Origin of the sequence: Marinobacter sp. OP 3.4 (assembly GCF_036224885.1) — a bacterium.
In the GTDB taxonomy this organism is placed as follows: Bacteria; Pseudomonadota; Gammaproteobacteria; order Pseudomonadales; family Oleiphilaceae; genus Marinobacter.
On record NZ_JAVVLT010000006.1, the window covers coordinates 53,993 to 73,241 of the forward strand.

A 19,249-nucleotide genomic window follows, 5' to 3' on the forward strand; every position below is an offset into this window, starting at 1 on the left:
TCTATTCCCCATAACTGAAGTTAACAACGGTGTGTGCGGGCTTGAGCTGCTCTATCGGGCACTCCAGCTGGCCTTCTCCCCAGCTACGCACTGGTTCGCCGGCGGCGCTCTGGCCGGCGCTGAATTCGACTACGGCGGTTTCCGCCGCGTTTACCATCCAGTGGTGCAGCCATTCCTCGTTGGTCAGGCTATCGCCTGCGGCTGAGAATCCTGCCCTGAAGGGCCGGTACTCGGTGATCGTTACCTGGTAGCCGAGGCTCTCGGCCAACTCGATGAAATAGGCAGGGCTGGCGCCACCTACGCGGATCAGTTTGCCGTGTGCCGCCAGGCGTCGTTCCTGGATGGTCTCCGGCAGGCTGTCGCACGGGCCTGGTAGATCCAGAAGGCGCTCCCAGTCGGTCAGCAGCTCGTTGGTGCTTTCCGGGTTGCCTTCCTTGACCAGGTCGTGGAGACGGCCATCCAGGCGGGCGTACTCTTCTGCCAGGGCTTGCAGCAGCTGCTGCCAATTGCTGTCTGACTGATCTGGCAGGGCCTGCCCTGGCGGTGCCAGCGCCGTCAGCTGATTGCGGTATTGATCAGCGGTCAGGCGGTCCATGTGAACACCCCGGGTGTGGCTATTTCATTGGTCTGATGGGTGATATCAGCCGCCGGACTGACCAGCGTGTGCCGGCTCTCGCCGGCGGCCACGTAGATGATGCCGCTGAGCTGGCTCAGGTAAATGGTGGAGCCAGGCTCTGTCTCGCGGCGCAGGAAGTCCCGCACGGCCAGTTCGATACGGTCACGAACCGTTTGAGTGTCCGGAGTAATGGTGATTTGCAGGTCCAGCGGTACCGCCACGGGCGCGATCACATAAGGCACGGATGCCACCGGTCGCACTGACTCGATGTATGCCAGTACTGCGTCGACAACCTCGGTTGTGGGTGTGCCATCGGCAGTGGCTTCGTCGGTCATGATGCGGGTGGTGACGGACCCGTTCTCCAGCTCGCTTGGATAAACCCATGCCCTGGTAACGTCCGGGTGACCTTCCAGGGCCCACTGGATGTAGTCGTCCCTGCTGCCACCGTGGGGCGGGCGCTGGATACGTGCCAGCAGGCGCTCGCGCAGGCGTTCCTCGGTTTCCGGATCGGCGCCGCCGGTCAGCCCCTCCGCGCCCACAGTCGCGGTACCCTCAACGCCGGACAGGCTGCTGACGATCTCCAGCTCGGTACCGGCGTCCAGATTCCCTGCTTCTCCGGTCTCGGTGGCTGTGACGGAAACCGTGGCGGTACCGCCAACGATCGTTACTGCCTCGTCGGTCAGGTACTCGGCGCCGCTCTTGGCCTGCAGGCGGGTGCCTTTAGTAATGTCCCTGCATTCATTGCCTGCGAAGGTTACATCGCCTTTGGCCGCTGTAGGATCCACTGCAGGCACGCGCCAAATCCGGGCCCAGCGCTGCAGGTACTCGGACTCGGCGGTGTCTGGGAACAGCTGTTTGGATAGGAAGTCCAGGTACCCATACAGGCCATGGATGCCACCGGCCTCGATGTCCGCCAGGACACCCAGGAGAGAACGCCGCAGCTCCGGCTGAGCACCAGGCAGTCGCGCCCGGATGTCGGCACGGATGCGCTCCTGGAGATCACTCAGTGAAGGACGTTCAAACGGCATTTAAAGACTCTCCCAAAGGTTGTTAAAGCGCTGTTCAATCGCCTGGCCATCGGTGCGGATAATCCGGATCTTCATGCCCAGCCGATCGGTGGCCACGGTCTCCGCTTCCACCTCGATGGTGTTGGCAATGCCATCTTCCCGCAGCCATTCCAGTGCTTCGGCGGCGTAGGTCTCGGCACGCCGGCGCACCTCAGCCAGGTTCTTCTCGCGAGAGAGCAGCCACAGGCGGGATCCAAAACGGTCACCTTCAACCCTGGCCAGAATGTCGGCCCACCAACCCCGCCGATCATCGCTGCCATCTGGCAGGGCATCGCCCGGGTTCGCCCGCCGATCGGTGAGCAGGGACAGCACAACAGCGGTACGCAGGCCGTCGTCGGCCACCAGGTCGCCGCCCTGCAGCTGGATATCAATGCGGCCGTCAAAGCCAGGCTGGAGCGCGATATCGGTCATACCACAGGATCCCCTGAGGTTCCGCTGCCAGGCTCGACGCCACTGGTGCGGTGATGCTTGAGTGAGATCTCATCAGCTTTGACGTCGCCATTGGTGATCTGCATATCACCATCCACCGACGCACCGCTGCCCCCACTGATGGCCATCCCGCCCTGGCCGATGATTGGACCCTTCACGGTCAGCTTCTGGGTGATGATGGTATGGGGCGTGTCGAGGGTGACACTGGTGGCGGCTGTCACGACGGTGGTGTCGCAGTCCACGGTCACTTCCGGCGCGGTGGCCGCTATCTTGGCCCCTGCATTGACCGTCACCTGGTTACCGACGTTGGCTCTCAGGTCCTGGCCAACATTCACCTCCACAATGCGGCCGCGCTTCATGTGGATGTAATCACCCTCGTCCGTGTACAGCGCCACCTCGCCGTTTTTCATGTCCTTCATCCGGTGCCGGCGGTCATCCACTGCGATGGCCACCAGGTGGCCACGGGATCCGCCCACGGCCAGGGCTATCGCCTCGGCACCATCCAGCGGCCGGCAGGTGAAGCCGTATTGCTGGAAACGCTCCATGGCGGCCGTCTCGCCGGCGAGCATGTCGAGCTGCACCACCTGCAGCTTCCGGCCATCGTCGGAAAGGCGCACAACGCCACGGGAAACCAGCAGCCGGAGACGGCGCCAGACCGGGGCCAGCAGGCGAGCCAGGTTCTGCCTCACCACAAGCCCTCCTGTTCCTTCACTGGCTCAGGCTCCGCCGTCAGATCCCACGCGGAAGGCGGTACCACCTGGATCTCGGCTCGCTCGCCTTGGCCATCCAGCAACAACTGAACGCTGTCGATGATCATGTCGTCCTCGATGCCCAGCCACTGGTCCCGCACCGCCACTTCAAAGCCAGGTGTCCACAGCCCGCCTTCATGGCGCCAACCAGCGACGGTATAGGTGAGCCCACGGCCACGGCCTCGACGTCGACGGGTTTCGTTTTCCGCCCGCTGCCGGCAGCCAGCGGTGTCCACGGCGGTATCCGCGACAATCACCTGGGGGCGGTAACGGATGACAGGGTCGGTCGACACACCCTCCGGGCTGGCCGCCTGCTCGCCGGACAACAGGTCGTCCCCCGGCTGCTGGCCCTGGACGATGATCTGGGAGAAACGGTCACGAACCGAGAAACGTCCGGAACCCTTACGGATGTTCTTACCCAGCGCCAGCGCGGTATCGATGCGTCCACGGGGTGGCTTGGTGATCACCAGGCGGCCCTGGGGGTCGCAGACAAAGATCACCGCCCGGTAACGGCCCATCTGTTCCAGGGCCTCATAGAATGGCTGGCCCGCCTCCACGGCTGGGGCCTTGATGGGGGCGCCGGTGTCTGCCTCGACCACCACCTCAATGCCGAACGGCTCGGCCAGTTCACGGGCGATGGCTTCCAGCTTGCGGGGGTTGCTCCAGGTCTTGCGGCGGGAGGAACAGTCCACCAGGTCGGCGGTTTTGGAGCGGCCACTCACCACCAGGCTGTGCTGGTTGGCGTCGTAGGCCGGCAGGGCATCATCGACATAACCGGTGATCACCAGCTCATCATTGATAAACACCTGGCATTCGGCGCCGCTGCGGACCGGTGCGGGTTCGGAGGATTCGCTCCACTTTTCCGTCACGGACAGATCGAAGTGGTCCGCCACTGCGTTGAGGGAACGGCGAATATCCACGGACTTCCAGCCGCCGTGGCGATTACCGTCAATGAGAAGTTCAACCCGTGAAGACATAAGGCCCGCTTGCTTGTGGCCCCCGGCGCGGGCTGGCCGTCGGGGGCCTTCAAAAAAACTCTGGTAATCAGCCCGTAGAGTCGGTTTAATGGTGGCCTGATCACGCAGTACCAAAGGGCCTGAAGCCCTTCAGCCTTTTCTCTATTCCCCCAGCACTTCCAGTTCATCGCCCGCCGGCACACGCCCCGGATGGGCTACCCGATTGCGGGTAACAATCTCGTCAGCACGAGCCGCATCCCCATAGAGCTTCTGTGCCACCACCAGCGCCGGCAGAGGCTGCTGTAGCGTCACTGAACGCAGTTGAGGAAGCCGGGCTCCACGTTCCTCCAGGTCACGCACCACGGCAGCCCGGACGGCGGTCAGGCGGGTGTAGACCTCATTGGCGGGGATAAAATCGGAAGTGAGCTGCGTCTCGATGCCGGCAGTGATGGTATCCCGGGCACCGATCGCGTCGTCCGCTGCGCTCCAGTCCGTATCGCCTGCCACCTGGGCAGCCTGCAGCACGGCCGCCCGACGCACCAGGTTGTTACCAGCACGGATCGCGGTCATTTGCAGCTGGCGGGGTTCCGGATCCAGGGGTGACGTCACCGGCGGTTCATCGCCGGCACTGAACAGGTCGTCGTAAACACCCAGGGCGCGTAGAGGCTCATTGATCAGATCACGCACCGAGGCAATGCTTTCCAGGATCTGTGCTCCGAGTTCTGCCGGCGTCCGGATCAGCTCCGATATGGGACCCGTAACATCGCCCACCGTGCTTTCAATGCCTCGCAGTGCGTTCTGCAAGGCAGTCTCGACGGCCGCCACCCGATCGGTGGCCAGGTCCAGGACGTTGTAGTTCTCCTCAAAGTCATCGAGCACCGCCTGTTCCGCCTCGGCCACGGTGCGCTGCACCTGGCGCTGGGTGTCCTGGGTGACCCTGGGCAGGCGCGGTTGGTCATCCGCACGGACCACCGTGAAGGACACGCGGGCAATACCTCCCTCCCGTGTGGTCTCGCGGATCCGGATACCACCGACCAGCACGACCTGGTGTGTGCCGTAATAGGGATGGACCAGCTCACCCGCACCTGGTGTTTCCGCAGCATCGGCCAGGCGCTGCCGGGCCAGATCGTAATCCGGACCGATCAGAAAGCCTTCGATCTGCCACTCACGCTTATTCCGGCCCAGATCCTCCGCGTATGGCTGATCCCGTAGCGGATACTCGTGGACCTCCACCCTACGGCCAGGGTTTTGGCTGGTGCGTTCCAGGTGAATCTCAATGCCTCGAAAGGTGGCGACGGCTTCACCGATTCGATCAGACCAGGGCATGGGAACCTCTCTTGTTACGTTTGGCGGCGGGTGTCACGGCATCATGTATGACATGCCGCGTTCGACCTCCATGTCCGGGCCGTCGTTACCCCGTGTCGGCGTTACTTCGGTTACTCTGCCGTCCTGGTTAACCTCGATCTTCAGGGTGCCGGCATCACGGCGTTCATTGATGGCCACCGCCCTCTGGGCTTCGTCATTGCCGAAAAAGGCCAGGGTCTTGGCGACGGCCTCTCCGATCGAGTCGCCAATCTTTCGGCCAGTCTCAGTGCCGAGCGGGCCCTGGTCGGTGAGCAGGTAGTCACTGATCATGGTTCCGGCCCCATAGCCGGCAGCCCCGGCGCCAGTAACCGCCACTCCAGCGGTACCCAAAACTCCGACGCCGGCGGTCGGTAACATCCGCAGGGACGGCGCCTTCCGAGCCATGCGCCAATTGCTTACCCGGTTCGATCGGCGGCTATTGCCAGTCGCACGACCGCCACCCCGGCGCCTGCCACCTTCACCAAAACCGCCTGGCATGTTGACGACGTACACAGGAACAGGTGCCGCACCGGCGACGGCGCCACCAAGGGCACCGGCGACCCCACCTCCACGACGCCCACGGCCCATCAGCCGGCGACCGCCCTCGAACAGGTCTGCCCCCAGCTTTGTCACATAGCGACCGGCAGCAGCGGCGCCGACGATGCCGACAAGGGCACCTCCAATCTTCAGCCACCGGTCCACTGTCTCAGGATCCAGGCTGTTAAGGGCGTCAGCCGCCGATTGGACGGTGTCCGTCAGGTTGTCATCCGCAAAGTTGTTCCAGGCTGCCCCGAGGCTTCGCATCGCCCCGGCCATTGATCCTGCGGCCCTGGCCGAGTCCGTCATGGTCGCGGAACCGTCACCATGCACATCCATGAACTTCTCCAGGCTGGCAACGGACCCAGTCCGCTGGAACTCCCCGGCAGCGGCGTTGAAGGACCGCATTGCCTCCGCATCAAATACCGAGGAAAGCCGGGTCGTCTGGCCATCCACGGCCTGGATTATCTCCACCATCAGCTCGTTGATGGGCCGCAACACCTGGCGTCCCTTTTCCAGCTCTTCAGGGTCAAACACCTGGATGCCGCCCCGCTGCAAGGCCTTCACCTTGTCGGCATTCTGGAGCGTACGCAGTAGTGCCTCAAAAGCGGTGGCCGCCTGTTCCGAGCTGCCGGTACCCATGCGAATCACCTGCAGCGCAGCGCCCATTTCCTTGATGGCTCCGGAGCCTTCACGGCCCATGGCGGTGTAGGCGGTAACCACTCGTGGCCCGAGGGATGCCAGGTTCTGGAGTGTGAAAGCACCTTGCTTGCCCTGTTGGTTCAGGGTGTCGATGACCCGGAGTACTTCAGCGGACTCGCTGATATCCATCTTCTGGAACTCGGCCATAATCTCGCCGATGTTCTGGCCAGCCGCCCCAGTGGCGGAGATGGCCAGGCCGATGTTGCGGATGTTCTCCCGGGCGAATTCCAGATCGCCGGTCTTCTCGACGATGGACTCGATGGCGCTGGTGATCTCGGAGGGATCCACGCGGATATCCGGGGCCCGGGCGGTCTCGAAGATTGTACGGCGCAGCCTCTCCATCTCTTCCTCGGAGCGCTGGGCCTGAATGCCCAAGCGGGTGAACCGTTCTTCCATGCGGGTCAGGGAGCGCAGAGTACCGAAACCAGCGGCCCCGGTGATCAAGGCGGTATAGCGATTACCCATGCGATCCAGGCCGCGCCCGACTGCCCGGGCGGAACGGCGAACCATGCCAAGCTGGCGATTGGTCTGGCGGCTGAAATTGCCCATGGCGCGGGAGTAACGGTCCGCCCGCTGCTCGAAATTACCGGTCAGATTAAGGGCAACACTGGCGGTCATTTCACTCATGGGTGTCTCTCGAGATTCGGAGGGTGTTGATCAGGCGGCGCAGGGGCAGGCTATCGATGTCGTGTGGGGCCCAGCCGGTGGCCCGGGCTACCCACACAGTGGCGCGGTCAAGATTCGGCCTGGCCCTCATCAGCTCGCCCCCGCTGCGCCACCTCGCGGGACGCAATGGAGGCGATCACCGCCTGTTCCAGCTTCATGCTCTCTTCCTGGAGCAGCTCCAGGTCGACCGGGTGCAGCTTGCGCATCTCCTTGAGGGAAAGCGGTCCGTCCAGGTCGCCGATGCAGACGATCTGACGGCGCAGGGTATGGATACCCACCGCGCTGGGACTGGTCACCAGTTGGGGACCTTCCTCCGTCTGGATCACACGCTCGGCCTCGGCCTGGGCATCGAAGATATCCCCAGCAGTCAACTCCCGGATCCTGGCCTTTTTGTGAGTCTTCTCACCCACCACCAGGCCTTCTTCCAGTTCAACGTCTACCTCAGCCATCACACACGCTCCAGGGCCAGGCCAGACATCTCAAGCTGAACGGTACCGGCCCCCATATCCAGTGGTGTGGGGCTGGCGCAGAAAGCCCCACGCAGCATCCAGGTCTGGCCACTATCGGTTTCCAGCAGGATGGTGGCGTCCGTCAGGTTGGACAGCCGCACGATGTCGGTGTCCTGGGTGTGGTGGATGACAATGCTCAGCGTCGGCGCCACCGGGTTCTCGCTGAAGCCAACGGTGCGGCGGCCGTTCATCTTGGCTTCACGCTCAAACCCACCCGGGTTGAGGGTACCCTTGCCGTCGGTCAGCAGCTCTTCGCCACCCTCACGAACGGTCACGTTGCCGGTGATTTTCATAACGGTTTACTCCTGTCTCAAACCGGTTTTACGCAGCCCTTAAAGGCTACTTCCGGAACTGTGTCTGCATGGCGTGGATGCGGTACTGACCAACCAGCTTGGGCGAGTCGATCACGTTAAGGCGGCCCGGGTTCTCGGTGTCCACCGCCGCGTCCAGTGACTCGGCATAGCCCTCGTAGTCCTGGGTCCAGCCCCGGCTGATGAAATCCCGGTACAGGCTCAACAGCTCCGCCTTCACCACGTTGGGCGTGACGATCGGCTGGCCTGCGCCGAAGTTGCCGGCATCGGCGTCCTCGGCCAGCTTGTGGCGCGGGTACCGCTGGAGGATCCGGGCACGCTGGTCATAGCGCACACGTTCCAGGGTTTCCGCCACATTGATGTCCAGGTAGGAATCGCTGGGCACGCCGCTGTCGGTCTCCTGGAAGGTGGTCACCTGGCGCTCGATGCTCACGGTGCCATCGCTGGCCACCTTGAACGTGGCAATGCCGTCGTACAGCAGCAGGTTGCGCTCGGTGTCGGTGAAGCGATCGGCTTCCTTCGGGCCCAGGATCAGGGGCAACTGCAACGTCTGCAGCGGGCGGGCCGGATCGGTGGCGAGGGCCTGGCCGGCCACGGCAGCGTTTACCGCACACCACAACCAGGTGGGGCTGACGGCCTGACCCGTCCCCATCACCGTCAGGTGCGGGCTGTTGTGGTCGCCACCGAAGGTGCCGGTTTCACCATGGGTGCCCCGGAAGGCGGCAAAGGCCCGGCCACCAATCTGGCGCATCGGCCCATAGCGATCGTCCAGCTCATCCTTGAGCGCGGTCAGGTTGGCGGTGTCGGTGTAGGGGCAGGCAATCCAGTTGTACTGCTCCGGACCCAGGGCAGCGATCGCGCCGACCAGGTCCGGGTTGCTGGCGCCGCCGGTCATCTCGGTAATGGTCGGGGTAACGCCGGCAATACGATCCTCGCCCAGGGCGGCAAACCGGATATCGATATCGTCCCCGGTCTCGCCGGCCCAGCGGCATTCCAGGTCCACTTCCGAGGCGGTGGTACCATTGACGGCGGCCGTCACCGGCAGCCGGGTGTCGGCATTGATCGCATCCACCAGCGCCTGGGCAATGGCCTCGCCATCGTCTCCCACCGCCACGCCAATGCGCACCCGGTACCCGGCGATGTACAGCACCATGGCGCCGGCGGCGCTGGCACTGCCAGCCAGGGCGATCTTGCCCGTGGCCTTCACACCGCCGGACCCAGACTCCACGTCATCCAGGGGCAGCGCCCAGGTTTCCAGGTAGGGCTGCGCGTTCAGCGCATGGCGCAGCATCTCGGCCAGCATGGAGCCCCGACCATAGTAACGGTCGGCCTGGTCCGGATTGGTGACCCGGCTCAGCTCCAGGGCCTCCCGCTCGCCGGTGTCCAGGCGCTGGCCCATCACCAGCAGCCGGCCCTGGAAGGCGGAGTTGCCCGCCAGGCGGTCGTCGAATTCGATGTAGACGCCAGGCACCCGCAGCTGTGCGGGGATATCGTTGAAAATTCCGGCACTGATCATGGCTTATGCCTCCTTGATCTCAGTGGATTTGGCTTTGGCCTTCGCCTTCCGGGGGGCCTGGGCGGCCACCACGTCCTTGTCCCGCAGGCGGCGGCGCCAGAATGAGTTCAGAGGCACGTGGCGTCCTTCCGCCGGCAGCGGCCTGCCGTTCTCCTGGCGGATCCGCAGACCTTCACGGGGTTTCACGTAGATGGTGTCTTTGCTCACAGTCATTACTCCTGGGGCAGTTCAACCCGGTCTTCGGCAACCGGGCCGTCACCCACTTCATGGGTGGCGGTATAAAGGGTGAAGTCCGCCAGTTCGGCGATATCCGTGGCCCGCAGGCTGATACCCTGCTGCCAGCTTACCGCCCACAGCGCCATGCCATGGCGGTCCACGTTGCCGCTGTACAGGTTCTCGGCGGCCACACGCTCGGGTTTCTGGGCGTTGTCCAACGACCAGGTGTTTTTCCGCACCAGCCGCAACAGGGCCTCGGAAAAGTCCAGGGCGGCCACATCCCGGGTGGCCTGGGGCGTGTCGCGGGTAACCAGGTAAGCCACCCAGCGCACCTCGGCAATGCGGGTAGCGTCATCGGCAATGGACGGTACCGAGACAGCAGCCACCAATACGGCGGGGGCCTGCTTGCTCCAGCGCTTCAGCTCGCCCAGGTCAAAGCGACCACCGTGGGCTTCACAGGTGTACAGGCCCGGCACGGCATCCTTGATCGCCTGCACGATGGTGTCCCGTGCCTCTTTGATATCGCCGCTCATGCCGCCTCCAGATGGTTGTCCAGCCAGCGGTCAGCCACCGCCTCGATCTCGTCCAGGTTGTCCTGGTTGAAGCCGAGGGATTGCCGGGCCGGAATACCCGCCGGCCCCGGCGCCATATCCGGGGTACCCCCGAAATTGTGGATGGCGAAATACACCAGGTTGGAGCCGGTCAGTGCCTGGTCACCGTCAATTTCGCTGGTCACGCTATCGATCAGTCCGCCGTCACCTTCCAGCAGCGACTGGCCACCGTGCCGGGTGGCGGCATAGTCAGAGGTCCAGGCCTGCCAACGCTCACCGTCCGGGGACTCCTTTTCCTCGCTGATCCGCCGGCGGACCTGGCTCTCAACGACACCGGCCAGCTGCTCCAGCAGCTCGCGCCGATTGACCCTACCCAGGCGCTCAATCCGCTCCTGCAGACGGCCCACACTGGCGAGGTCGAACGTCAGGCCGATGCTCATGTCAGCCTCCGGTCACGGCCCCAGCGGCGGGGCCGGGAAGTCACTTCGGGCTTGATGCTCACCGGGCTCTGCTGGGGGATGCCCAGGCTGACCTCGCCCCTGGCAATGCGACGCAGCAGGGCGATGGCGTTGTCGTAGCGGGTCTTGCGATGCTCGGTGGCCGTGTCGGCCTCCGGTGACAGCGTGTGAAAGGCAATGTCCACCGCCAGCTTGGTCAGGATGCGCGGCACCGTGGGCAGCGGCAGCTTGTACTGCTGGCCCACGTAGGTATCGATCTCGGCGTCTGCATCCAGCAGGGCCTTGTCGACAACGTCCGTGTCCATCTGGCCATCCCGGTCCCGATCGGACGCCACGAGGACGGCATCGTCCCCGAAGCGGTCAATCAGATCCTGGAGCGTGGCGTAGACAGCCATATCAGGCCTCCTGGTCCCCGCCCGTGGTCAACGGGCGAACCACCAGGCGCGGCTCTTCCTGGATGGCCTGCAGCTGCTCGTCGGTCAGCCGGCGAACATCCAGGAAGGTCTCGGTGCGCCCGAACTGGAAACCGGCCCGGCGGAAGCTGGGGGTGGTGGATCGAACCCCGATGCGCTTCACCTCCGGTGATTCCTGGGTCTGCGTCTCGCCGCCCGTTTCCGGTTTCGCTTGCGGATCCTTGGTGTCGCCACTGTCGCCCCCATCCGCCGGTGATGCCTGATCGCCTCCTGCCGCGTCCTGGGCCTCGGTGTTGCCCTGGTCCTGGCTATCCTCGCCGGCCTGATCCTGGCCCTGGTTGTCCTCGCCCTGACTGGTGTCCTCGGGCTTGGTGGCATCCTGGGTCTGGTTGTTGTCCTTCTCGGCAGTGGTGTCCTTGCTGGCCTGGTCCTGGGCCTGCTTGTCCTCGCCCTGGGTGGTTACCTCGGGCTTGGCGGTGTCCTTTTCGGCAGCGGTGGTCTTGCTGGCCTGGGTGGCCTGCTTGGTGGAACGTGCCTTGCTGGTTTTGGTGGCAGCCATGGTGCCCTCCCAATGATTGTTCGGTTCAAAAATGGCCGGGCGCACCCGGCCATTTTCAGATCACGCGCCGGCGGGGCTTAGCCCTGACCGGTGGAGCCGTAGGCCATCTGCCAGAAGCTGAACCCGGCAGCACCACGGGCTTCCGCGCCGTAGCGATACTTCTTCTGCAGGAACACGCTGTCGCTATCCATGTTGGTCTGGGAGACGAACACGGGTGCCTTGCGTTCCTGGAAGATGAAAGGCTTGACCGGCTTGGTGGTGTCCAGCAGGAACCAAGCGGTGTCGGAGGTCAGGCGAGAGGAGACCACCACTTCGGCCGCATTCTTGTACGGGTTGGGCTTGCCGTCCTCCAGGCGGTCGACGCTCACCAGCGCCTTGGCCGTGTCCTCCAGGGCCGCCGGTACCAACAGCAAATTGGGGTTGATGTTCAGCGGACGTTCCTCGTCGTCCTTCATCTTGCGCAATGCCGTCCTGGCCGCCCCAAGGCTGGCCTGTGCCGCTGCCAGGGTGGCGTGGCTCAGGGCCGCAGTCCCCTTGTTGGAGACGCTGATGGTGGTGCCATCCTTCTTACCCACCGGGTGATCGGTGTCGAAGAAAGGCTGGCCGTCGTAGGCCAGTTCGGTGAAGCCGGCGTTGACCAGGTCGAACACCAGCTCGTCCGGCAGGTGGGCGGAACTGTAGCCGGCCATCTCGGCCTCGGGGCCGTAGATGCCCAGGGTCTCGTCCTCGATGTCGTTACGGTCCACCTCAATGGTGGCCTCGTAATCATCGTTGATGATGGTGTAGCCCTGCGCCTTCAGCTGCTTGACCACCTTCTCGCCCGCCCACTTACGCATGGCCGGGAAACGCTCCATCCACTTGTAGCGGTTCTCGGAGGAGCTGGAGGTCACCTTCATGGCGATCTTTTCCCACTCCGGCTCTGCGGCCTTCAGGGCGCGGTTGAACGTGGTCTTCAGGTTGAAGAACACGCCGTCGAGTGCTGCCTTGTTTACGATCACTGTTGTTCTCCTTACTGGACCCAGACGCCGGCAGACTCGACAACCAGCACGGTACCGGACTCGGAACGAGTGCCAGTGCCATCCGTGCCGGCGACGGTCTCGTCGTCCAGGATGTAACAGGGTTTACCGACCAGGTCCTGGCCGACGGGATCGGCGTCGTCGTTCTTCCAGAGGAAGGCTTTGCCACGACGGACAAGAACAGTCTTGTCGCCATCGGCGCCGTCGGTGTTGTCCACGTGCGCCTCGGCCCGGCCAATGTAGGTCAGGCCAGTCGCTTCATTACCAGCCACCAGGAAGCCGGAGGCGTTTACGGCCACCTGGGCCCCCAGGAAGATCTGCTGGCCCGCCGCGATGGCGAAGGGCATCAGCTCACCGTCACGGCTGGCGGTCATGCGGTCTTGAGTCAGTGGCATCAGTTGACCCCTCCGTATTTCTTGAGGTCCTCTTCAGAGTTGCCCATCATGCCGGCAATCTGGAGGGTCTCGGTGTTGAGCGCCTTGTCAGCCCCCGGTGTCTTGCGGCCGTCCAGGCCGGAATCGCCGGTGATGGCCGGGGCACTTTCGACGAAGGCCTTGAAGCGATCCAGGCCACCCTCGGTGCGGCACTGGGCCTTGTGGTAGTCGACCGTGGCCGGGGCAATCTTGCCGTCTTCCACCGCCTGGTTGATGGCGGAATCAATGGCCTCGTCCTCGCGCTCCTTGCGCAGGGTGTCCAACTGCTTTTCCGCATTGGTGGCACGCCGCTGGGCCTGGTCGAAGTCGGCACGGGGCACGTACTTGTCGAGGCTCGGGGTCGACTCCCGGTTTTTCGCGGTCTCCAGGTCTGTCTGGAGCTGGTTGAGGGCAGTGATTGCCTGATCCTCAGTCGCATCCTCGGGCAGACCCAACCGCTTGAGCAGTTCTTTCACGGTGGATTCCTCTTGGTGGGGTTGCTGGTTATGGAGTTGCTGGTTATGGGATTGCTGGTTGAGCGCCTTGAGCACCAGGTTGGGTTGGTTGGTAAGGCCCGCGTTGGTAAGCCGGACAATCAGGCGCTCGTCGCGGGTGAACAGGAATACGGGGGACAGGTAACGGTACTCTTTGCCTTCGAGCTGGGCGGCGGCCTTCTTGGTCCACTCCACCCGGCCCCACACGGCACCATCGCGCACTTCCATCTGCTTGACCCAGCCCGCCGCCGGGGCGTCCTCACCCTTCGGGGCGCGGTGCTCACTGGCATGCTCCCAGTCAATGACCATGTCAATGCCGGGGTGCATGGAGGCTTCCACCACCGCCTGTGGATCGCGGTTGCGCCAGGTGCGGCCGTCGCGACCAGTCAGGATCTCCCCGGCAGGCAGCAGCTCGACCCACTCCGGCACTTCGCCGGGGGGCAGTTCAACGTTCAGTGCCAGGCGATCGCCCAGTACCGGTTCGGAGTTGATGGCCTTGGCCAGGCCAGTGAGGCGGAGTGCGTTTGTGTTGTCCATGCCGCCACACTATCGGCGGTAGGGTGCAGGCATGGGCCTGAGACAATTCAGGGGTGTTGGTCGGGTGCGGGATAGTGTCGGGGAAACCGGGTCACGGATCCGGCGGGAAGGTGGAAAACAGATTATCGGACCCGGCCATCGGTTGGCAATCGCCGAGAACGCATTTAAACCCCATTTAAAAACGACGAACGGGGTTTGACCCCGGCCATGGTAGCGCCATGGCCGTTATCGGTCTTCTAGGGCGTCTGAGGGCGCTCTGTGATGCGAGCAAGATTTGACCAGATCAGAGCTGTTCTGAGGCGCGGATCACCTGGCCACGGCTGCGGGCCTGTTCCAGCTCCTCGTCAGTGGCCACACGGTAGTCGGTAAGGTACAGCTGCCGGTTCTCACCGCCGCGCCGGACGGTGGCCAGCCACCATGGATTGCCGGTGTCACCTTCACGGCTTCGGAATACCATCAGCCGGTCATCGTCCTGGGCGATCAGTATACCCCGGTTGATCACGTCCGGCAGCCGCCTGTAGTCCTCGACGGCCAGGCTGTCCGGATCCGGCAGGCGTCCCGGTGCCAACCGCACCACCTGAGTGTCGGCATCCAGGGCGCCTTGGGCGCGGCGATCGATCACTCCGGCGGGAAGTTCACCATCAGGGCGGCGTACCCAGTCGGTCAGGATTGGGCTGTCCATCACGTCGCGGGTGGTGACCTGGGCCAGGCGCTGGTCCAGAGTGTCCACCTTCCCGGTCATGCGATCACGCAGGACACGCACACGATCCTGCCCCGGGTTGCCAGCCCAGGCCGGGTGCAGGCCCTGGTCCACCTGGGTGATCTCACCGGTACGCTTATTGGTGTAGCTGACCATCCTGGTGGGCGGGGGCTCACGGCGTACCGGCATGGTGCGCCGCTGGCGCCGTCCTGTGGGCAGGCCGGTCTCCGGGTCGGTCTCCAGTTCCGCTTGCGGATCCTGCACGCCCTCACGCTCCAGGCGTTCCGCCTCCATCCGCGACACCTGGCGTACCCGGCACTTGCAGCCGTAGCCGTTGGGTGTCATGCGGGTTCTCCACCAGGGGTGGTCTACCGGCAGCAGCGTCCCCGCCCAGGCCACGTGCTCTTCCCGGTGGTTCTCGCTGGGGCCCAGCTCATACAGCAGGTATGGCAGGCTTTCCTTGGTGCGCTGGATACGCTGCCACTGGCCCGCCGAGCGGGCACTGCGCAGGTTGGAATCGTAGATGGTCTTCAGCCGGCGTGGGGAGCCCAACTGTACCTGGCGTCGCTGGCCGGTGTTGGGGTCGACCTGCTCCTTGATACCCCACCAGCCTTTCTCCTGCAGCTTGGGTTTGACGTTCCGGGCAAAGTCCCGGAAGGTCTTACCCTCGGCCAGCGCCTCGTCCAGGCCGGCGCGGATATCGTCCAGGATGTCCAGTTTCATGGCCTTGGCCACGGTGAACGAATGGGCGTGCTCCTGGCCCCAGACATCCTGGAAGTCAAACCCGACCCGCAGATCCTTGTCGCGGAAGTAACTCAGGGCATCGCGTGGTACCGGTCCGGCGTCAAAGTTGGCCATCAGTCATCCTTCGCATCGCCCAGGCCCCGGGCCTTGAAGGTGCTGGACGCGAGCCGACGCACCAGCTCGGTCTCGTCCATCTCCTCCAGCACCTCGCCAAGCTGCTCCAGGAAGTCGTTTTCGTCACCGCCTTCATCGGCGATGCGCCGGGCCAGGCGTTCAATCGGATCAATCATCGGCGCCAGCTGGGGCTGCCAGTCGTCCTCCGCCTCGGCGATATCGGCGAAGTCCGGATCTTCCTCATTGACCACGGACTCACGGTTTTGAGCCCGCTTTAAAGCCCGGTTAGCGGCGCTTTGCTGGCCCGGTAAAACCGCACCAGGTGGTTGCAGAACCTCCGCATCGTCATCCGGATCCGGCAGGCCCAGCTTGTCGGAGACCACCGAGCGCTCCACCCGAAGCCCCAGCGGTACCAATCTTTCCACTGCATCGACCAGCTGCTTGAGGTCTTCCGGCTCCGGTATGTGGATCCGGATGGTGGGATACCGGCGCTGAACGCCGTAGTTCAAATCAATGAACGGCTTTACCAGGTCACGGGCCAGGGTGTAGTTCAGGTGCTTGGCGTCCGCCCGCTGGATGTCTTCCCGCACATCGTTGTGCACCGTGGCCTGTGCCTGGCTGGAGCCATCGTCCGTGGTCATGGTCTGGCCCAGCACCGCCTTGCTGGTCTGCTTGTCGACCCACTCCGCCAGGCCCTGGAACAACTCGGCACCACCCCGGGTATTGGCAATCTCCTGGAACTCGATCTTCATGCCCTCGGGCAGGATCGCGGCGGCATCCGATCCCAGGTTGGCGACGGCCGCCCGCAGGATATCCACCTCATCCTGCTTGGCATTGGCGTTGTAGCGGCCCAGGCGCAGCGGCATGCCAAACACCTCGGCGAAGGCCAACCAGTCGGTCAGGGTGTAGCTCTTGGCCATGTACGACACCGCCACCAGCCGGGCCAGGCCACCCCGCAACGGGATGCCGGTCTTGAGCCGGGGCCTGTGTACGATGAACTTGTAGGGCTTCAGGGGGATGCCCTCGGCCACGTTCTCCGGGTCGATCAGGCGCAGCTCGCGGCCTGTGGCCTGGTCAAACCGGAAGAAGCGCGGATCCCGCCACACGTATTCGCGGGGCCACCACTGGCCACTGCGGGTGTGCCACATCATCTCGGCCACCGAATACCCTTTACCCAGGCCGTCCAGCAGGTCCTCGATCAGGCTGCCGAAGGCGGCATCGCGCACCAGGTCCCGCACCGCATCCGCCAGGCGCACGTCCGCCGGGTCATCGGATGCGGACTCCACTACCACGTCCAGGCCACTGACCGCCCGTTTGCGGGTGCCCAGTACCGAGGCATAGTGGGGTTCGCGTTCCTCCATTTCCTCGGCCAGGGTCAGGTAGTCGTGGCCGTCGTTGTTCTCTGCCGCCCGCAGGATCGACCCGAGCCGGTCCGGGGTCAGGTTGCTGGCGATGCCGTTGTGCCATACCTGGCGTACACCGGTGAGCGATGGCGCTGCCAGTTCTTTCTTCAGGTCGGCCTTCCGGATCGGACGGCCGCTTGTGTCCACAATGGGTGATTCCGCCATTACAGCAGTCCTCCTCGGTTACGGAAGCCAGCGGTGGCGCGCACCGGGCGGTGGTGTCGTTGGTCGGGCCCGGTGCGGACCGCCTCATAGCCGTATTCCAGGGCGGCCTGCTGGAAGCTGGCGTAGTAGGCCAGGGCCAGCGCGATCGCGGCGTCACCGTGGCGTTTCTTGTCTTCGCCGGTCTTCGCGTCCGGCAGCTTGGGGATGCCCTTGATCACCTGCAGGGCGCGGAGGTCATCCAGCACGTCGCTGTCTCGGGGAATCTCGATGCCATCGTCTTCAAAGGCGGACTTGAACCGGGGCATGGCATCCAGGTACCAGGCCTGGGAAAGCATGACCGCCTCGATGCGATCGGGGCCGTACTCATAGACGGCCTGCTCAGCCAGGTACTGGCCGTTGCCCCGGGCATCCAGGGCGCCGTACTGCAAGCCAGGCAACCGGTCAACGATGTAGAACAGAACCTGTTCCTGCTGCTTGAAAGGCACGTTCCTCAGCTCAACCAGGAACGGTGTCCGCCGCTTGAGTTGCTGGCTGATGGCCATGGGGGCGATGACCGTCAGGTCACCACTGCGCCCGAAGTCCTCACCAAAGCAGTGGCGCTCTTCCGGGTTCAACGCCTTCAGCAGCGGCAGCAGCTCGCTCTCGCACCAGTCGTGGACCTCGGCCTGGCGCAAGTGCTCCGGCCAGGCATTGAACTCAGCGGTCCCTTCAAAGCGCACCACCGGGGCATCCACCATCCGGGCCTCGATCAGGGCACGGGATATGTAGGCGCCGCCACCGGATTTCGGAACACAGTAGTATTCCTCCAGGGCGTCCTCGCGGGTGGCTGTGTCCCGCAGCAGGTTGTCCTTCCACTGTTTCTCGGCTTCCAGGCTCCAGGGTTTGCCGCGCACCTGGCAGATACGCTGGTACAGGCCCTGGTCACAGGCATCGTCCAGGGTAAGCCGGTGGACGCTGTAGCGTTTCTTGCCGGCGCGGCTGTCCTGGATCAGTTCGTTGAACAGGTTCTCGGCACCGTTGTGAGTGCTGATCAGGCGAACCTTCGAGCCCCACATGGTCAGTGCCAGGGCGGCCTTGAGCACTTCGGCCAGCTCGGCATGGAAGGCGGCCTCGTCGATGGTGACGTTACCCTGGCGGCCCCGCAGGTTGCTGGGGCGGCTGGACAGTGCCTGGATCTTGAAGCCACTGGAGAAGCGGATATTGAAGGTGAGGATATCCTTGTCCTCGTCCTCGATGACCTCTTCCTGGACGGTGGAGGCGGCCCGGTCGAAGGCCCGCGCCCACATGGCGCAGGCATCGATGAACTCGATGGCCATTTCCTTGTTGGAGCCGACGTAGAAGTGGTTGGTCCCGCCGGCGGATTTTGCAGCGCTGGCCGTCAGCACGGCGTCCGCCGCCTCGCCCCAGGTCAGGCCGGTGCGGCGGCTTTTCTCGGCGATCTTGAGTTCGGACTCGTCCTCAATCCACGCCTTCTGGTACGGCAGCAGGACCGAGTCAGGCAGGGTGTCACTCATCACGCAATGCCCAGGATGTCGCGCTTGATAGCGTCGATGGACTCGCGGGTCATGCCCTGGCTGGCCATGGCCCCTTCGGCGGCCTCGGCGGCTTCCCGGGCCACTTCCAGTCGCAGCTCCCGCGCCCACTTCTTCTGGCCCAGTGAGACCCGCCCGATCTCGGCCAGGGCCCGGGTCACGCTGCCCAGCTGCTTGGCGGCCTTGGCCGGATCGTCCTCGGCTTTGCGCATGGCAATGGAGATCCGCAGCAGCTGGTCCTGCACGATGCGGGCGGTGGCGTCGATCAGGTGGCCGCTCTCGTCCTCCTGGTCCGTGGCCATGGCCTTGGCCAGTTCGGTGGTCTTGCGCACATCCCCCATGGCCTCCTCGAACTCTTCCTGGAGATCCTGGCCATACCGGTGCACGGCGGAGCGTGAGAGCTTGAAGCCGCGCTCTTCCAGCCAGCCGGTCAGGCCGTCGTAGTTCTGGAAGCCGGTGCTGACCAGCCGCTCATTCAGCTCCTCACGGAGATCCTGGGGCAGATCGTAAATCTTTGAGCGCGGCGGCATGG

At 64.2% G+C, this 19,249-nt stretch carries 22 protein-coding genes; all 22 read right to left on the reverse strand.

The genetic code is table 11. The annotated features are described in order from the left end of the window. Position 1: 1 nt before the first annotated feature. The gene (locus RO069_RS00715) at positions 2–595 is read right to left on the reverse strand and encodes a YmfQ family protein (RefSeq protein WP_328184613.1); all 594 of its coding nucleotides are present in this window, start codon (positions 593–595) and stop codon (positions 2–4) included. Next, positions 583–1,644: a baseplate J/gp47 family protein gene (locus RO069_RS00720; RefSeq protein ID WP_328184614.1), complete on the reverse strand. Its 1,062-nt coding sequence runs from the start codon at positions 1,642–1,644 to the stop codon at positions 583–585. The genes RO069_RS00715 and RO069_RS00720 overlap by 13 nt, the downstream gene beginning before the upstream one ends. After that, positions 1,645–2,094, reverse strand: coding sequence for a phage GP46 family protein (locus RO069_RS00725; RefSeq protein WP_328184615.1), 450 nt, complete (start codon positions 2,092–2,094; stop codon positions 1,645–1,647). Then, a complete protein-coding gene (locus RO069_RS00730) occupies positions 2,091–2,801 on the reverse strand; it encodes a phage baseplate assembly protein V (protein ID WP_328184617.1) in 711 nt (236 codons plus the stop codon). Before RO069_RS00730 ends, RO069_RS00725 begins: the two co-directional genes overlap by 4 nt. After that, positions 2,798–3,838 (reverse strand): phage baseplate assembly protein, encoded by a 1,041-nt coding sequence (locus tag RO069_RS00735; protein WP_328184619.1) that lies wholly within the window; start codon positions 3,836–3,838, stop codon positions 2,798–2,800. Before RO069_RS00735 ends, RO069_RS00730 begins: the two co-directional genes overlap by 4 nt. Positions 3,839–3,979: 141 nt before the next feature. Then, positions 3,980–5,143, reverse strand: a complete 1,164-nt coding sequence (locus RO069_RS00740) for a DNA circularization protein (RefSeq protein WP_328184621.1) — start codon at positions 5,141–5,143, stop codon at positions 3,980–3,982. Positions 5,144–5,176: 33 nt separating this feature from the next. Beyond that, positions 5,177–7,027 carry a phage tail tape measure protein gene (locus tag RO069_RS00745; protein ID WP_328184623.1) on the reverse strand — a complete coding sequence of 617 codons (1,851 nt, stop codon included), beginning with the start codon at positions 7,025–7,027 and terminating at the stop codon, positions 5,177–5,179. A 107-nt stretch (positions 7,028–7,134) separates the two neighbouring features. Beyond that, a complete protein-coding gene (locus tag RO069_RS00750) occupies positions 7,135–7,515 on the reverse strand; it encodes a phage tail assembly protein (protein WP_328184625.1) in 381 nt (126 codons plus the stop codon). Continuing rightward, positions 7,515–7,868 carry a phage tail tube protein gene (locus RO069_RS00755; protein ID WP_328184626.1) on the reverse strand — a complete coding sequence of 118 codons (354 nt, stop codon included), beginning with the start codon at positions 7,866–7,868 and terminating at the stop codon, positions 7,515–7,517. The genes RO069_RS00750 and RO069_RS00755 overlap by 1 nt, the downstream gene beginning before the upstream one ends. A 46-nt stretch (positions 7,869–7,914) precedes the next feature. Further along, positions 7,915–9,402 carry a phage tail sheath subtilisin-like domain-containing protein gene (locus RO069_RS00760; RefSeq protein ID WP_328184627.1) on the reverse strand — a complete coding sequence of 496 codons (1,488 nt, stop codon included), beginning with the start codon at positions 9,400–9,402 and terminating at the stop codon, positions 7,915–7,917. Between the two features lie 3 nt (positions 9,403–9,405). After that, positions 9,406–9,609 (reverse strand): DUF2635 domain-containing protein, encoded by a 204-nt coding sequence (locus RO069_RS00765; RefSeq protein ID WP_328184628.1) that lies wholly within the window; start codon positions 9,607–9,609, stop codon positions 9,406–9,408. A gap of 5 nt (positions 9,610–9,614) precedes the next feature. Then, complete coding sequence (locus tag RO069_RS00770) at positions 9,615–10,151, reverse strand: hypothetical protein (RefSeq protein ID WP_328184629.1); 537 nt, start codon at positions 10,149–10,151, stop codon at positions 9,615–9,617. Beyond that, positions 10,148–10,609, reverse strand: a complete 462-nt coding sequence (locus RO069_RS00775; protein WP_328184630.1) for a phage virion morphogenesis protein — start codon at positions 10,607–10,609, stop codon at positions 10,148–10,150. The genes RO069_RS00770 and RO069_RS00775 overlap by 4 nt, the downstream gene beginning before the upstream one ends. Then, positions 10,606–11,022: a gp436 family protein gene (locus RO069_RS00780; RefSeq protein WP_328184632.1), complete on the reverse strand. Its 417-nt coding sequence runs from the start codon at positions 11,020–11,022 to the stop codon at positions 10,606–10,608. Before RO069_RS00780 ends, RO069_RS00775 begins: the two co-directional genes overlap by 4 nt. Before the next feature lies 1 nt (position 11,023). Next, positions 11,024–11,599 carry an HI1506-related protein gene (locus RO069_RS00785; RefSeq protein ID WP_328184633.1) on the reverse strand — a complete coding sequence of 192 codons (576 nt, stop codon included), beginning with the start codon at positions 11,597–11,599 and terminating at the stop codon, positions 11,024–11,026. Between the two features lie 77 nt (positions 11,600–11,676). Continuing rightward, the gene (locus RO069_RS00790; protein ID WP_328184634.1) at positions 11,677–12,597 is read right to left on the reverse strand and encodes a Mu-like prophage major head subunit gpT family protein; all 921 of its coding nucleotides are present in this window, start codon (positions 12,595–12,597) and stop codon (positions 11,677–11,679) included. An 11-nt stretch (positions 12,598–12,608) separates the two neighbouring features. Next, positions 12,609–13,010 carry a hypothetical protein gene (locus RO069_RS00795; protein ID WP_328184636.1) on the reverse strand — a complete coding sequence of 134 codons (402 nt, stop codon included), beginning with the start codon at positions 13,008–13,010 and terminating at the stop codon, positions 12,609–12,611. After that, positions 13,010–14,059, reverse strand: coding sequence for a phage protease (locus RO069_RS00800; RefSeq protein ID WP_328184637.1), 1,050 nt, complete (start codon positions 14,057–14,059; stop codon positions 13,010–13,012). The genes RO069_RS00795 and RO069_RS00800 overlap by 1 nt, the downstream gene beginning before the upstream one ends. A gap of 283 nt (positions 14,060–14,342) precedes the next feature. Further along, positions 14,343–15,617 carry a phage head morphogenesis protein gene (locus RO069_RS00805; protein WP_328184638.1) on the reverse strand — a complete coding sequence of 425 codons (1,275 nt, stop codon included), beginning with the start codon at positions 15,615–15,617 and terminating at the stop codon, positions 14,343–14,345. Then, complete coding sequence (locus tag RO069_RS00810; RefSeq protein WP_328184639.1) at positions 15,617–17,185, reverse strand: DUF935 domain-containing protein; 1,569 nt, start codon at positions 17,183–17,185, stop codon at positions 15,617–15,619. The genes RO069_RS00805 and RO069_RS00810 overlap by 1 nt, the downstream gene beginning before the upstream one ends. Further along, positions 17,185–18,699 carry a terminase large subunit domain-containing protein gene (locus RO069_RS00815; RefSeq protein WP_328184640.1) on the reverse strand — a complete coding sequence of 505 codons (1,515 nt, stop codon included), beginning with the start codon at positions 18,697–18,699 and terminating at the stop codon, positions 17,185–17,187. Before RO069_RS00815 ends, RO069_RS00810 begins: the two co-directional genes overlap by 1 nt. Then, positions 18,699–19,247, reverse strand: a complete 549-nt coding sequence (locus RO069_RS00820) for a DUF3486 family protein (protein ID WP_328184641.1) — start codon at positions 19,245–19,247, stop codon at positions 18,699–18,701. The genes RO069_RS00815 and RO069_RS00820 overlap by 1 nt, the downstream gene beginning before the upstream one ends. Positions 19,248–19,249 lie beyond the last annotated feature (2 nt).

What these genes read in the sequence shown, in the direction of transcription:
- RO069_RS00770 (WP_328184629.1), bottom strand. Translation starts at nt 10,151, where the DNA reads ATGAGCGGCGATATCAAAGAGGCACGGGACACCATCGTGCAGGCGATC.
- RO069_RS00715 (WP_328184613.1), bottom strand. Translation starts at nt 595, where the DNA reads ATGGACCGCCTGACCGCTGATCAATACCGCAATCAGCTGACGGCGCTG.
- RO069_RS00755 (WP_328184626.1), bottom strand. Translation starts at nt 7,868, where the DNA reads ATGAAAATCACCGGCAACGTGACCGTTCGTGAGGGTGGCGAAGAGCTG.
- RO069_RS00780 (WP_328184632.1), bottom strand. Translation starts at nt 11,022, where the DNA reads ATGGCTGTCTACGCCACGCTCCAGGATCTGATTGACCGCTTCGGGGAC.
- RO069_RS00775 (WP_328184630.1), bottom strand. Translation starts at nt 10,609, where the DNA reads ATGAGCATCGGCCTGACGTTCGACCTCGCCAGTGTGGGCCGTCTGCAG.
- RO069_RS00740 (WP_328184621.1), bottom strand. Translation starts at nt 5,143, where the DNA reads ATGCCCTGGTCTGATCGAATCGGTGAAGCCGTCGCCACCTTTCGAGGC.
- RO069_RS00735 (WP_328184619.1), bottom strand. Translation starts at nt 3,838, where the DNA reads ATGTCTTCACGGGTTGAACTTCTCATTGACGGTAATCGCCACGGCGGC.
- RO069_RS00795 (WP_328184636.1), bottom strand. Translation starts at nt 13,010, where the DNA reads ATGCCACTGACTCAAGACCGCATGACCGCCAGCCGTGACGGTGAGCTG.
- RO069_RS00805 (WP_328184638.1), bottom strand. Translation starts at nt 15,617, where the DNA reads ATGGCCAACTTTGACGCCGGACCGGTACCACGCGATGCCCTGAGTTAC.
- RO069_RS00785 (WP_328184633.1), bottom strand. Translation starts at nt 11,599, where the DNA reads ATGGCTGCCACCAAAACCAGCAAGGCACGTTCCACCAAGCAGGCCACC.
- RO069_RS00815 (WP_328184640.1), bottom strand. Translation starts at nt 18,699, where the DNA reads ATGAGTGACACCCTGCCTGACTCGGTCCTGCTGCCGTACCAGAAGGCG.
- RO069_RS00810 (WP_328184639.1), bottom strand. Translation starts at nt 17,185, where the DNA reads ATGGCGGAATCACCCATTGTGGACACAAGCGGCCGTCCGATCCGGAAG.
- RO069_RS00820 (WP_328184641.1), bottom strand. Translation starts at nt 19,247, where the DNA reads ATGCCGCCGCGCTCAAAGATTTACGATCTGCCCCAGGATCTCCGTGAG.
- RO069_RS00725 (WP_328184615.1), bottom strand. Translation starts at nt 2,094, where the DNA reads ATGACCGATATCGCGCTCCAGCCTGGCTTTGACGGCCGCATTGATATC.
- RO069_RS00800 (WP_328184637.1), bottom strand. Translation starts at nt 14,059, where the DNA reads ATGGACAACACAAACGCACTCCGCCTCACTGGCCTGGCCAAGGCCATC.
- RO069_RS00745 (WP_328184623.1), bottom strand. Translation starts at nt 7,027, where the DNA reads ATGAGTGAAATGACCGCCAGTGTTGCCCTTAATCTGACCGGTAATTTC.
- RO069_RS00720 (WP_328184614.1), bottom strand. Translation starts at nt 1,644, where the DNA reads ATGCCGTTTGAACGTCCTTCACTGAGTGATCTCCAGGAGCGCATCCGT.
- RO069_RS00750 (WP_328184625.1), bottom strand. Translation starts at nt 7,515, where the DNA reads ATGGCTGAGGTAGACGTTGAACTGGAAGAAGGCCTGGTGGTGGGTGAG.
- RO069_RS00760 (WP_328184627.1), bottom strand. Translation starts at nt 9,402, where the DNA reads ATGATCAGTGCCGGAATTTTCAACGATATCCCCGCACAGCTGCGGGTG.